A 12,570-nucleotide genomic window follows, 5' to 3' on the forward strand; every position below is an offset into this window, starting at 1 on the left:
GTGCATCGCAAGGGTGGGGTTGGGCGCGAAACAACGTGCGATAGAGTGCGCACCTCAATCCTTGGGCGATACGTAGGAAGCATCATGCGCGACCGGGAGGCGATTTCCGCTGCGCAGCGCGTCCAGCATTTCTGCAAACCCGGTACGGCAGCGGAACCCCAGCACGCGTTCCGCACGACCCGAATCGTATACCCGATCGATGCTGGCCGGCAGCGACCAGCCGTTCCGGGCGTACAGGTCTGCCGCTTCTGGGAAATAGCGTAAGATAACCGACGGTGCGTCCCGCTTGAGATCGGCCGCATCGTCGCGTGCGAACGGCGTGGGCGCCGAGACGATGAACGTGCCGGACCCGATGTCCGTTGCGCGGTCCAGCGCGACGATGTGCGCGTCGGCCGCATCCTCGACGGTCAGGCGGCGGTGGAGTAATTCGTTCGCCTTCATGTTCTCGCCCGCTAGATCGCGATGCGTGTCGTCATCCTCGGGAAAAAATCGCGCGGTTCGCAGGATGATCACCGGCAGGCCGTATTCGGCGTGGATCAAGCGGCAAATCTGCTCGGCGGCCAACTTGGTAACGCCGTAGATGTTGCGCGGTTCGAGCGGCGCCATATCCTCGTCTATCCAAGCCGCGCGGTCGCCCCGTGCCTCGCGGATCGCGGAGGAGATCATCAGCGATGTGGTCGATGTGAAGACGAACCGGCTCGCCCGAGCGGCGACTGCGGCTTCGAGCAGGTTGAGCGTGCCGCCGGTGTTCACATCGATGAACGCCTGTCGGGGAAAGCGCACGATATCAGGCTTGTGCAGCGCGCCGCCATGAACGACGGCTTCGATCCCGCATTCGCGGAATACGCGATCGACAAAGGCGCGATCGGCAACCGATCCGATGATGTCGGTATCCGCGCCTGGCGCGACGTCCAGCCCCGTTACCTCATGCCCGTCGGCGCGCAGGCGTGGCGCGAGATAGCGGCCCAGCCAGCCGCTCGACCCGGTGAGCAGGACGCGCATTCAGCCCGCGCGGTAATCCGCGGTGATCGCGCCCGCCGCCAGCAGTTCAGCTTCGTGGCTGTCCTCGCGCCACGTCTCGGTCAGCGCGGTCGCTTCCCAGTCGCGCATTGCGGGGTGATCGAGCATCTGGGCCACCCACGCAGCGCCGATCGGGCCGACATCGAGGCCATAAGTGCGCACGCGGAAGGCGACGGGCGCATAAAAGGCATCGACCGCGGTGAAGTCGGGTCCGGCCAACCACGGGCCACCGAAACGATCGATTCCCTCGGCCCATAATTCGGCGACGCGCGCGACATTGCGTTCGAGGGCTGGCGAGGCGGGACGGGGGTTCACGCGTACGCCGACATTCATCGTGCAATCGTTGCGCAGGGCCGAAAACCCGCCATGCATCTCGCAGGTCGCGCAGATCGCCCAGGCGCGCGCGGCCTCGTCCGCCGGCCAGACGCCCGGAAAGCGCTCGGCCAGAAAGAGCGCGATGCCGAGCGAATCCCAGATCGTGCGGTCGCCGTCGATCAGCACCGGGACCTGGCCCGATGGCGAGAATGCGCGGAACGCCGCGTAATTGTCCGGTTCCAGGAACGGCTCCAGTCGATCGTCGAACGGAATGCCCAGCGCCTTCATCAGCACCCACGGGCGCAGCGACCAGCTGCTATAGTTCCGGTTCGCGGTGATCAGGGTGAGCGGCACGGCCTCAGCTCAAATAATGCGCGGTCGTCTTCGCCGCGACGTCCTCGGGCGTCACGCCGGGCGCGCATTCGAGCAAGCGGAACGGGCTGCCATGGTCGGGGCGCTGGAACACGCACAGTTCGGTGATGATCATGTCGACCACGTTCTTGCCGGTCAGCGGCAGGGTGCATTGGGGAACGAACTTCGCATCGCCGTTCTTGGAATTGTGCTCCATCACGACGATGATCTTCTTGACCCCGGCGACGAGGTCCATCGCACCGCCCATGCCCTTGATCATCTTGCCGGGGATCATCCAGTTGGCGATGTCGCCGCCCTCGCTGATCTCCATCGCGCCCAAAACGGTCAGGTCGATGTGCCCGCCCCGGATCATCGCGAAACTCTGGTCGGATCCGAAATAGGCTGATTGCGGCAATTCGCTGATCGTCTGCTTGCCCGCATTGATCAGGTCGGCATCCTCCTCGCCCTCATAGGGGAAGGGGCCGATGCCGAGCATGCCGTTTTCCGATTGCAGCGTGACCGTGACGCCTTCGGGAATATGGTTCGCGACGAGCGTCGGGATGCCGATGCCAAGATTGACGTAGAAGCCGTCCTGCAATTCCTGCGCGGCGCGGGCGGCCATTTCGTCACGGGTCCAGGGCATATTATTTCTCCGGCGGGGCGGGAGGCGCCCAGCGTTTGTCGGTGGGGAAAACGTCGTCGAAGCCGCCCTTGAGAGCGCTGCCGTACACCGGGTTGGGCAATACGAACCAGCCATTGCCCCATTTGTCGGCGATCTGCGGCGAGAGGGCGGCAGCGCGGCGCGCGGACGGGGCGAGGCCGGCGTTGAACAGATCGCTGAAATCGCCGAGCTGATCGCCGCCCATCGCGATGACGCAATATGTGTCCGCTATCCACCAACGCCGCACGTCTTTCAGGCTGCCGGTATTGTCATCGCCCTTCAGCCAGAGCGTCTTCTTGTGTCGCGCTGGTCCCAGGCCGGCGTCGTTCAGGGCCTTTTCGGTCGCCGCGGCATTTTCGACGGAACGGTTGGTGTTGAAGATGACGGTGATGCCCATGCCGCGAAGCTTCGCCAGCGCCTCGACCGCACCGGGCACCGGCGCCACCTTATCCAGCCCCGTCCGCTCCCAGGCTTGCCAGCGTTTCTCGTCATACGGTGCGGAATGGGCGGCGGCGTCGTACTCGAAGCCGAGGTTGAGCAGGACGGTTTCGTCGACATCGAATATGACGGCCTTGGGTTTGGCGCCGCACGGCACCCATATCGGGGCGGACAACGTCGCCTTTTCGTCCAGCACCACTCCGTTCGCTGCCGTCGCGCGAACCTGTGTCGACGCATAGGTCACCAGCGCACGCCACGCCTGCACCGAAAGCGCGGCGGACTCGCCCGAGCCGTAAAGGAACTGCATACCCGCCGGGACGGTGCCCGGCGGCACCGGCAAAGCCGCGTTCGCGGTGAGACCGGCCGATGCGCCTCCGCCAATCTCATGTGGCGTGTAGAGTCGCTGGTTGGCGGCGCATCCGGCCAGCAGCAATGCCCCCGCGAACGCCGAAGCCCCGAGCGCCGAGCGCTTCGCTCGCGGCCCTGAGTTTCGTGCGCGGAAGAATTGATGGGCAGGCAAGATCATGCCTCGGCGCGGGCCCGGGTCATGCGGAATTCGATCTTCTTGTCGTATGGCCCGCCCATCACGAGGCGATTCACATACACGCCGGGCAGGTGGATGCAGTCCGGGTCGAGGCTGCCGACCGGCACGATTTCCTCGACCTCGGCGATGCAGATCCTGCCCGCCGTGGCCATCGGAGCGTTGAAGTTGCGCGCGGTCTTGCGGAAGATCAAATTCCCGCTTTCATCCGCCTTCCAGCCCTTGATGATCGCCAGATCGGCGCGAATGCCGCGTTCGAGGATGTACTCCTCACCGTCGAAGGTCTTCACCTCCTTGCCTTCGGCCACCAGCGTACCGACGCCGGTCTTGGTGTAGAAACCGGGAATGCCCGCGCCGCCCGCGCGGCAGCGTTCGGCGAGCGTTCCCTGGGGGCAGAATTCCACCTCCAGTTCGCCGCTCAGATATTGCCGCTCGAACTCCTTGTTCTCCCCGACATAGGAGGAGATCATCTTCTTCACCTGTCGCGTTCGCAACAGCTTGCCAAGGCCCTCGCCATCGATGCCGGCATTGTTGCTGGCGATCGTCAGATCCTTCGTGCCCGCCGCCTGGATCGCGTCGATCAGGCGTTCGGGGATGCCGGACAGGCCGAACCCGCCGGCGCAGATCGTCATCCCGTCGAACAGAACTCCGTCGAGCGCGGCGGCGGCATCGGGATAGAGCTTCTTCATCGGCGGAACTCCGGCTGGTGTTGCGGTGGCGCATAAGCGGGCGGGGCCGGGATGGTCAATCCGGTGGGCGTGGATGGCCTTGATCGCTCCACGACGCCGCCGCCGCCACAACCGAGATCGTCACCCCAGCGCAGGCCGGGGTCTCCCAAGATACGGGCTGGAATCTCCACACAGAGACCCCAGCCTGCGCCGAAGTGACGGCTCTGTTCAGTAATTCAGCTTTAGCCCCGGCCTGGGCCAATCCATGCTCACCAACCGCCCGGTGCCGGAAAGCGTGATGTACGCCGTCCGGAGGTCCGGCCCGCCCCAGCAGATGTTGGTGGTGAAGGGATCGTCGGTGGCGACAAATTCGACCAGTTCGCCGGTCGGCGAGACCACCGAGATGCCGCTCTGGCCGATCGTCGCGACGCAGATATTGCCGTCCGCATCGACCCCCAGCGAATCGAAGAATTTGTAGCCCGCCGGCCGGTACAGCGGAATGCCCGCGCCGCCGAGGCCGGCGGTGAGGTCGACCTTGCCCGGTGCCGTCACGCGGAACGCCATCAGCCGGCAGGTATAGGTTTCCGCCGCGTAGAGCGTGTTGCCGTCGGGCGAGAGGCCGATGCCGTTGGGGTTCTCGCTCGGGAAGATCACCTCTTGCAGATGGCTGCCATCGGCCCTGGCGTAGAAGATGCCGGTGACGTCGCGGTCCCGCTCACGCGTCTTGCCGTGATCGGTGAACCAGAAGCCGCCATGCGCGTCGAACACGATGTCGTTCGGGCCGCGCAGCGTGCAGCCGAAATCGCCATCCTTATAGAGAATCTCCACCGCGCCGGTTTCCAGGTCGATCCGCTCGATCCGTCCGCCGGAATAATCCTTGGCCTGGCCGTGCGGGATCAGCAAGCCAGCGTGATCGAGATAGTCGAAGCCGCCATTGTTGCAGCAGTACAGCTTGCCGTCCGGGCCGATGGCGAGGCCATTCGGCCCGCCGCCCGGTTCGGCCACCGTCCGCATGCCGCCGTCCGGCAGGACGCGCGTGATGCGCCCGGCGGCGATCTCGACCAGGATGACGCTGCCGTCCGGCATCGCGACCGGACCTTCGGGAAAGCGCAGCCCGGTGGCGACGGTGGTGAACTTGGTCATGGGCGCTCTCCTGGTTTTCAGGCAGCGTACACATCCACCGGGGCAGGGCAAATCCGCCCTTGACTACAGACGTAATCGGTATGATTACAGGCGTAGTCAGTACGGGAGCGAGTCGAATGGCCGAGCGGATCAGCGATGCGGAACATGCCGTGATGGAGGTGCTGTGGGACGAGAGCCCGCTCACCGCGCAGGACGTGTCGGAGCGCATCCCGGCGGAGCGCGACTGGAGCGCGAACACCGTCAAGACGCTGCTCGGGCGACTGCTCGCCAAGAACATCATCGGCCATCAGGAGGAGGGGCGGCGCTATCTCTATCGCCCGCTGGTCGAGCGTGGCGATTACGTCGCCGGGGAAAGCCGCAAGCTGATGGATCGGTTGTTCGGCGGCAAGCTGACGCCGCTGGTCGCCCACCTCGCCGAGCGCGACGAACTGACCGCCACCGATATCGCCGAGATCGAGGCCTTGCTGAAGGGGTTGAAGGCATGATCGCGCCCGGTTTCCTCGGCTGGGGCATCGAGACGCTGATCGCGTCGACGGTGCTGATGGCGCTCGTGCTGCTGCTCCGCGCGCCGGTGCGCCGCGCGTTCGGGCCGGATGTCGCCTATGCGCTGTGGGCGCTGCCCGCGCTGCGGATGATCCTGCCGCCCTTGCCGGCATCGTGGCGCGAAGCGGCCGCCGCGCCGATCGCGGCGGCCAGCGACACGATCACGATCTATGTCGTCGAACCCTTGAGCGGTGGCGCAAGCGTGGCCCCGGCGACCGAGAGCCTCGCGCTGCTCGGACCGATTGTCGCCGGCCTGTGGATCGTCGGCGCGGCCGGTTTCCTCGGCTGGCACGCCATGCAGCATCTGCGCTTCTGCCGCCGCATGCTCGACGAACAGGTGCGCGGTACCCAGATGGAAGGCGGCATCCACCTGATCGAGACCGATGCGGCGAGCGGTCCGCTCGCCTTTGGGGTGGTGCGCAAATACGTCGCCTTCCCACGCGATTTCGTCTCGCGTTACGATCAGGACGAACGCGATCTGGCGCTGGCGCATGAGCTTGGCCATCATGCGCGGCACGATCTGGTCGCGAACTGGGCGGCGCTCGGCGTGCTCGCGCTGCACTGGTTCAACCCGATCGCCTGGCGCGCGTTCCGCGCCTTCCGCGCCGATCAGGAGATCGCCAACGACGCCCGCGTGCTGGCCGGCCTCTCGCCGATGGCGCGCCATGCCTATGCCTGCGCGATCGTGAAATCCGCCCATGGCGGGGCGGTGTCCGCCGCCTGCCACCTCCACACCATCAACGATCTGAAAGGGAGACTGAAGATGCTGACGACCAACAAGACCAGCCGCACGCGCCTGATCGGCGGCGCGGCGGCCATCGCGCTGATCGGCGTCGCCGGACTCGGCCTCACCGCTTCGGGCACGCAGGCGGCGGAGACCGTGCGCGCCAAGGTCGAGACGGCGACCGGCGTGAACCTCGCCAAATTCGACCTGACACCCCCGGCACCCCCGGCCGCCCCCGGCGCGGCGCAGGCCGCCGAGCCGCCGGCACCGCCCGCGCCACCCGAGTCCGTGAATCTACCGCCCGCCGGCCCCGGTGAGGATCGCGACATCACCAGCTCGACCACCACGAGGGACGGCAAGGTCGTCAAGCGCATCAAGGTCGTCGTGCGCGACAAGGACGGCAAGGTGCGCACCGAGGACTGGCAGGGCATGGACGAATTGAAGAACATGCCCGAAGTCTCGTCCGCCAACTGCCCCGGCGGTGACGCCAAGCAGATGGTGATCAACGAGAAGAAGGGCGGCCGTCAGCGGATCATCATCTGCACCAACCGCATCGAGAAGGCGGCGTCGGACGGGGCACGGATCGCGGCGAACAGCAAGGATATCCAGCGCAACGCCCTGCAAACCGCCATCGCCAGCCTGCGCGCCACGCGGGCCAGCATGGAAGCCAATCGGGACATGCCCGCCGAAGGCCGCGCGGAAGCGATCAAGGGCATCGACGAAGCGATCGCCGAAGTGACCGCGGAAATGACCAAGGCGGATTGATCGTTCTTGAGCCCCTCCCCTTCAGGGGAGGGGTTTGGGGTGGGGCCATGCCGCAGAAACCGGCGCTGGTCTCAACGAGACGGGACTGCCCCACCCCAACCCCTCCCCTGATGGGGAGGGGCTGACCTTCCCCGCCACTTCGAACACTTGCACCACCGCCCCAAAAACGCCATCTCCCGGGCATGAGCGACCAGCAGCCCGGCGTCCCCGAGACGCTCGAACCCCTCGTCGTCCGCCTGCTCGCGCCCAATGCCTCGCCCTATACGTATACCGGCACGCAGACCTATCTCGTGGGCACCACCGACATGGCGGTGATCGATCCCGGCCCCGAGGACGAGGCGCATACCGCAGCGATCCTCGATGCGCTCGCCGGACGGCCGCTGACGGCGATCGTCATCACTCACACCCACCGCGATCACAGCCCCGGCGCCCGCCCACTGAAAGGCGCGACCGGCGCTCCGATTGTCGGCTGCGCGCCGCTGGCGATCAACTCTTCCGGACCAGATGGGGACGGCATCCGTTCGGACGCAGCCTTCGATCACGCTTACGCGCCCGATCGCGTGCTGGCCGACGGCGGTTCCGTCTCCGGCGAAGGGTGGACGCTCACCGCCGTGGCCACGCCTGGCCACACGTCCAACCACCTCTGCTTTGCGCTGACCGCAGACGACGCGACCGACAGCGGCGCATTGTTCAGCGGCGATCACGTGATGGGCTGGTCGACCAGCATCGTTTCGCCGCCCGATGGCGACATGGGGGATTACATCCGCAGCCTGGAGAAGCTTCAGGCGCGCGAGGACCGCATCTATTATCCGGGCCATGGCGATCCGGTGGACAATCCGAAGCGATTGGTGCGCGGGATGATCGGCCACCGCAAGCAACGTGAGGGACAGATTTTGCGTCAGTTGCGCGAGCGCCCGCAGTGCATTCCGGACATGGTCGGCCGCATGTATGTCGGCATCGATAAGCGCCTTTTCGCCGCGGCCGAGCGATCGGTGCTGGCGCACCTGATCGATCTGCGGGAGCGAGGATTGGTCGCCGAAACGGGCGACTTCTGGTCGCTTGGGGGAAACGCCTGATGGCATTGGTCCAGCCCCGCCGCTCGGTCGCCTCGGTGGTCGTCGCCATCCTCGCGATCATCGTCGCGGTGGTGATCGCCAAGGTCGGCTACGAACGGTATTCCGAGAAATACACGATCGAACGCCGCGATGACGGTGTCGCGGTGGATCGCATCGTCCGCGCCACCTTCTCCAACGCCAGTGCGCTCAAGGTCGGCGCGCTTTCCGGTACGGTTCAATCGACCGCCTCCGACGTGCGCGGCTTCGGCATGCTGGCATCGGACAAGGTTGTGAAGGCTCCCTTCAGTGTCGATTATTTCGTCGACGTCTCGGGCGTCAGCGGCGCGGATTACAAATGGGATCAGGCGAACCGCGTGCTGACCATCTTGTCGCCCGACGTCGTCGCGGCCGAACCGAACATCGATGAAAGCGCCGCCACCGTCAGCCAGACGCGTGGCCTGTTCGTCACCCGCGCGGCCGGCGAGGCGCTCGCCCGTCAGGTCTCGATCGGCGCGCGTCGCACCGCGCAGGCCGAATCGCGCAAGCCGGAACGTATCGCCGCCGCGCGCGAGAATGCCCGTCGCGCGCTCGCCAAATTGCTCGGCGGCCCGCTGGAGGCGGCTGGGATCGGCAACGTGCGAGTCGCGGTCGTCTTTCCCTACGAGCGGCAGGGCTCGCGCGAGCAGTGGGACCGAAGCAGGTCGATCGGCGAAGTGCTCGGCAACCGCAATTGAGTCGATGGCTGGAATAGGATAGACGAGGCGCAATAATTTCCGGGGGGAAATATGGCGACCTTGGCTTATCCGCATTCGAAACCGGTCGGACGCGACGATCGTTTCTTCCGCAACACTGCGTTCGCAATGGCGGTGACCGTGGTCGCCGGTTTTTCACTCCAGCATCTTGCCGGCCGATCGAGCTTCCATGCGCCTCCATTGGTCCATGCGCACGCCATCGTCTTCCTGGGCTGGGTGGCGATCTATGTCGCGCAGGCGGTGCTGGCGGCCAACGGCTCGCTCGCATTGCATCGGCGGTTGGGCTGGGTCGCTGCCGGCTGGATGGTGGCGATGCTGGTCCTCGGCATCACCGTCACCGTCGCGATGGTTCGCGCGGGGCATGCACCGTTCTTCTTCCTGCCGGCGCAATTCCTAGTCTTCAATCCGCTGTCGCTCATCGTGTTCGTCGGCCTCACTACGGCGGCGATCGTGATGCGCCGCCGTACCGACTGGCATCGCCGGCTGCATTATTGTGGCATGGCAATGCTGCTCGGCCCCGCCTTCGGGCGCCTGCTGCCCTCCCCGTTGCTGATGCCGTATGCGTTCGAGGCGACGTTTGTCGCGACGATGATATTCCCGATCCTCGGCGTCGTCGCCGATCTGCGCCGGACGGGCAGGGTGCACCCGGCCTGGGCTTGGGGCATCGGCACGATGGTCGCATTCCTCTTCCTGGTCGAGGGCATGGCGCACGGCCCGGCCGGTGCGGCGCTCTATCGCGCTGTCACCGCCGGTTCGCCGGCTGCCGGGATCGACCCCAATGCGTTTCCGCCCCCGCCCGGTGCTCCCTTGATCACCGGGGCGTAGACGTCCATTTGAGGCCCACAGTTTCGAGGGCAAGATCATGGACGCACGCATTGCTGACTCTGGGCGCATTGGCGGCGCGCTGACCGGGCTCGACCTGAGGAGCGAGATCGACCGGCTGCGCAAGGAGCGCAACGCCGTGATCCTGGCGCATTATTACCAGAAGCCCGAAATCCAGGACATCGCCGATTTCGTCGGCGACAGCCTCGATCTGTCGAAAAAGGCCGCGGCGACCGATGCCGACGTCATCGCCTTCTGCGGCGTGAAGTTCATGGCCGAAACCGCCAAAATCCTGTCGCCGAATAAGATCGTGGTGCTGCCGGATCTCAACGCGGGCTGTTCGCTGGAGGACAGCTGTCCACCTGACCAGTTCGCGGAGTTCCGCGCGCAGCATCCCGACCACATCGCGCTGACGTACATTAACTGCTCGACCGAGGTGAAAGCGCTCAGCGACGTCATCGTCACCAGCAGCTCGGCGGAAAAGATCCTCAGCCAGATCCCGCTCGACCAGAAGATCATCTTCGGCCCGGACAAGAATCTCGGTGGCTATCTCGCGCGCAAGACCGGGCGGGACATGCTGTTATGGCCCGGCGTGTGCATCGTGCACGAGGCGTTCAGCGAGACCGAATTGCTGAAACTGCAGTTGAAGCACCCCGGTGCGCCGATCGCCGCGCATCCGGAATGCCCGCCGTACATCCTCGATCACGCGGATTATGTCGGGTCGACCAGCGGCATCCTCGCTTTTGCCGACCAGATGCCGGGGGACACGCTGATCGTCGCCACCGAACCGCACATCATCCACCAGATGGAAAAGGCGGCACCGCACAAGCACTTCATCGGCGCGCCGGGTGCGGATGGCAATTGCAACTGCAATATCTGTCCGTACATGGCGCTCAACACGATGGAAAAACTCTACCTTGCCTTGCGCGATCTCGAGCCCCGCATCGAAGTCGAGGAAGGTCTGCGCCTCGAAGCGAAGAAGAGCCTCGACGCGATGCTGGCAATGGCAAGTGGGACGGTAGGGATGGGCGACCTCGGCCCGCTGCGGGTGACCGGGGACTGAGCGGCCGGTGACGCCTTCGAGCTATTCTGCCAGGCGCCCATCCTTTATCGCGGCCTTCTCGTAGACGAACAACACGTCGCTATCCGGGGCCTTCACCGTCGCTGCCACTTCTTCCGGGGCGAGGTGGCGCAGGACGTGGCGGAGGATCGCCTTGTGCGCCTGCTTCTTGTGGTTCGCGCGCACGCACACCCAGGGTGCCGCCTTGGAATGCGTTTTGGCGAGCATCGTATTGCGCGCCGCGGTGTAATCGTCCCACTTGTCCTGCGCGACGGCATCCAGGGCCGAGCGCTTCAGCGCCTTAAGTGGATCGCTCGCGCGTTCGTCCAGCCGTTCCTTCTGCTCGGCCTTGTCGATGTCGAGCCACAGCTTGACCAGCTTGATGCCGCTTTCGACCAGCATCGCCTCGAACTTCGGCACGTCTTTCAGGAATTGCGCCTGTTCCTCGGGGGTGGAAAAGCCGTTGACCACCTCCACGCCCGCGCGATTGTACCAGCTGCGGTTGAAGATCACGAGTTCGCCCGCCGCCGGCAGGTGCGACACGTATCGCCCGAGGAACCATAAGGTCTTCTCGCGATCGTTCGGCTTGGGCAGCGCGATCACGCGGGTGGAGCGCACGGAGAGATGTTCGGTCAGCGCCTTGATCGTCCCGTCCTTTCCGGCCGCGTCGCGCCCTTCGAGGATGATAATCGTGCGCTCGCCGGCCGCCACATTGGCCAATTGCATCTGGACCAATGCCAGTTGCAACGCGTCGCCGCCGTCCTTCTTCGCCATGCCTTCACCTCGCTTGCCGGATCGTGCCCGAGTGTCGGGTAATCTCCATGATTGGGCAAGCGATGACGGGGCAAAAGGTTTCCCGCTTTACAGCGCCTCGACCAGGGCGACGGCAATCGCACTGGCGATCTGGTTGCGGGCCTCGTTCGCGCCGGCACCGTTCAACAGCGCGTCGACCGCCGGCACGTCGATGAATTCCAGTTCGAGCAACGTCGCGCGGCAACCGTTGCCGCGCGTGCCGAGCCTGGCATCGCGCAGCACGCCCAGGCCCTTCATCTTCACGCCCGGCGGCGGGGCATAGGCCTCGCCGTTCGCCGCCTTGCTGTAGCTCGCCGACCGTAGCACCGCCTTGGGATCGAGCGCCTTCAATGCGCCATGAGCCGCCTGCACGATGGCCGAGGCAAACGCCGCGTCCCGCGCGACGTTGATGTTGCGCAGCCCGCTGGAGGGCGCGCCCGGCCCCTCCGCCGTCACCACCGACCCCGCCGACACGGTCTGCACGGCCTGCATATACTTGCGGTCGATATATGCTTCGGTACCGCGCGCGCTGCGATTGAAGCCGTTGAAATGCAGGCTGAGGAACAGGTCCGCATCGTTTTCCGCCGCCACCGCCGCACGATCGCCAAGCGACAGATTGACGTCGGTCTCGCGCGTCATCACCACGCTCACCGTCTTGCCCAGCGCCGCCGCGCGCGCCTTGCCGCTGCCTGATTGCAGCGACCAGCGGATCCGTTTGCAGAAATCCAGCGTCATCGCCTTTTCCGGCACGCCGCTGGCCGATGTCGCATTGTTGTACGTGCTGTCGTTTGGAATATTCGCGGTGCCGCCATGGCCCGGATCGATCACGATGACGCCCATCACATTCGCTCCCCCCGGAGTTGAGGGGCAAACGATCTGACGGCAATTCCAACAATTCAAGCGTCGTCGGGCGATTCGTC

Annotated in this window: 14 protein-coding genes; 6 read left to right on the forward strand and 8 right to left on the reverse strand. The window is 65.5% G+C overall.

Going from position 1 to position 12,570, the window contains the following annotated elements:
- Positions 1–54: 54 nt before the first annotated feature.
- The 6 genes from ASG11_RS09140 to ASG11_RS09165 all read right to left on the reverse strand — a co-directional run bounded on the left by ASG11_RS09140 (position 55) and on the right by ASG11_RS09165 (position 5,137).
- A complete protein-coding gene (locus ASG11_RS09140; RefSeq protein WP_055778042.1) occupies positions 55–1,002 on the reverse strand; it encodes an NAD-dependent epimerase/dehydratase family protein in 948 nt (315 codons plus the stop codon).
- On the reverse strand, positions 1,003–1,689 hold the full coding sequence (locus ASG11_RS09145) for a glutathione S-transferase family protein (protein ID WP_055778045.1): 687 nt from the start codon (positions 1,687–1,689) through the stop codon (positions 1,003–1,005).
- A gap of 4 nt (positions 1,690–1,693) precedes the next feature.
- Positions 1,694–2,329, reverse strand: coding sequence for a CoA transferase subunit B (locus tag ASG11_RS09150; protein WP_055778048.1), 636 nt, complete (start codon positions 2,327–2,329; stop codon positions 1,694–1,696).
- Position 2,330: 1 nt separating this feature from the next.
- A complete protein-coding gene (locus ASG11_RS09155; protein WP_082472689.1) occupies positions 2,331–3,311 on the reverse strand; it encodes an HAD family acid phosphatase in 981 nt (326 codons plus the stop codon).
- Positions 3,308–4,015 carry a CoA transferase subunit A gene (locus tag ASG11_RS09160; RefSeq protein WP_055778051.1) on the reverse strand — a complete coding sequence of 236 codons (708 nt, stop codon included), beginning with the start codon at positions 4,013–4,015 and terminating at the stop codon, positions 3,308–3,310. Before ASG11_RS09160 ends, ASG11_RS09155 begins: the two co-directional genes overlap by 4 nt.
- Positions 4,016–4,222: 207 nt before the next feature.
- Positions 4,223–5,137, reverse strand: coding sequence for an SMP-30/gluconolactonase/LRE family protein (locus ASG11_RS09165; protein ID WP_055778056.1), 915 nt, complete (start codon positions 5,135–5,137; stop codon positions 4,223–4,225).
- 116 nt (positions 5,138–5,253) lie between these two features.
- Between ASG11_RS09165 and ASG11_RS09170 the strand changes: the two genes are divergently transcribed.
- From ASG11_RS09170 to nadA, 6 genes are all read left to right on the forward strand, one after another.
- On the forward strand, positions 5,254–5,622 hold the full coding sequence (locus ASG11_RS09170; RefSeq protein ID WP_055778058.1) for a BlaI/MecI/CopY family transcriptional regulator: 369 nt from the start codon (positions 5,254–5,256) through the stop codon (positions 5,620–5,622).
- Positions 5,619–7,169: a M56 family metallopeptidase gene (locus ASG11_RS09175; RefSeq protein WP_055778061.1), complete on the forward strand. Its 1,551-nt coding sequence runs from the start codon at positions 5,619–5,621 to the stop codon at positions 7,167–7,169. The genes ASG11_RS09170 and ASG11_RS09175 overlap by 4 nt, the downstream gene beginning before the upstream one ends.
- Before the next feature lie 182 nt (positions 7,170–7,351).
- Complete coding sequence (locus tag ASG11_RS09180; RefSeq protein ID WP_055778064.1) at positions 7,352–8,245, forward strand: MBL fold metallo-hydrolase; 894 nt, start codon at positions 7,352–7,354, stop codon at positions 8,243–8,245.
- The gene (locus tag ASG11_RS09185; RefSeq protein WP_055778067.1) at positions 8,245–8,958 is read left to right on the forward strand and encodes a DUF4230 domain-containing protein; all 714 of its coding nucleotides are present in this window, start codon (positions 8,245–8,247) and stop codon (positions 8,956–8,958) included. Before ASG11_RS09180 ends, ASG11_RS09185 begins: the two co-directional genes overlap by 1 nt.
- Before the next feature lie 51 nt (positions 8,959–9,009).
- Positions 9,010–9,801: a hypothetical protein gene (locus tag ASG11_RS09190; RefSeq protein WP_236697438.1), complete on the forward strand. Its 792-nt coding sequence runs from the start codon at positions 9,010–9,012 to the stop codon at positions 9,799–9,801.
- A gap of 37 nt (positions 9,802–9,838) precedes the next feature.
- Complete coding sequence (gene nadA / locus ASG11_RS09195) at positions 9,839–10,861, forward strand: quinolinate synthase NadA (RefSeq protein ID WP_055778070.1); 1,023 nt, start codon at positions 9,839–9,841, stop codon at positions 10,859–10,861.
- A gap of 21 nt (positions 10,862–10,882) precedes the next feature.
- Here the strand turns inward: nadA and ASG11_RS09200 are convergent, their stop codons facing one another.
- Entirely contained in the window at positions 10,883–11,632 is a 750-nt protein-coding gene (locus tag ASG11_RS09200) for a polyphosphate kinase (RefSeq protein ID WP_055778073.1), read from the reverse strand.
- Positions 11,633–11,719: 87 nt separating this feature from the next.
- Entirely contained in the window at positions 11,720–12,490 is a 771-nt protein-coding gene (locus ASG11_RS09205; protein WP_055778075.1) for an N-acetylmuramoyl-L-alanine amidase family protein, read from the reverse strand.
- Between the last annotated feature and the right edge of the window lie 80 nt (positions 12,491–12,570).

The organism is Sphingomonas sp. Leaf357 (genome assembly GCF_001423845.1).
Lineage (GTDB): Bacteria > Pseudomonadota > Alphaproteobacteria > Sphingomonadales > Sphingomonadaceae > Sphingomonas.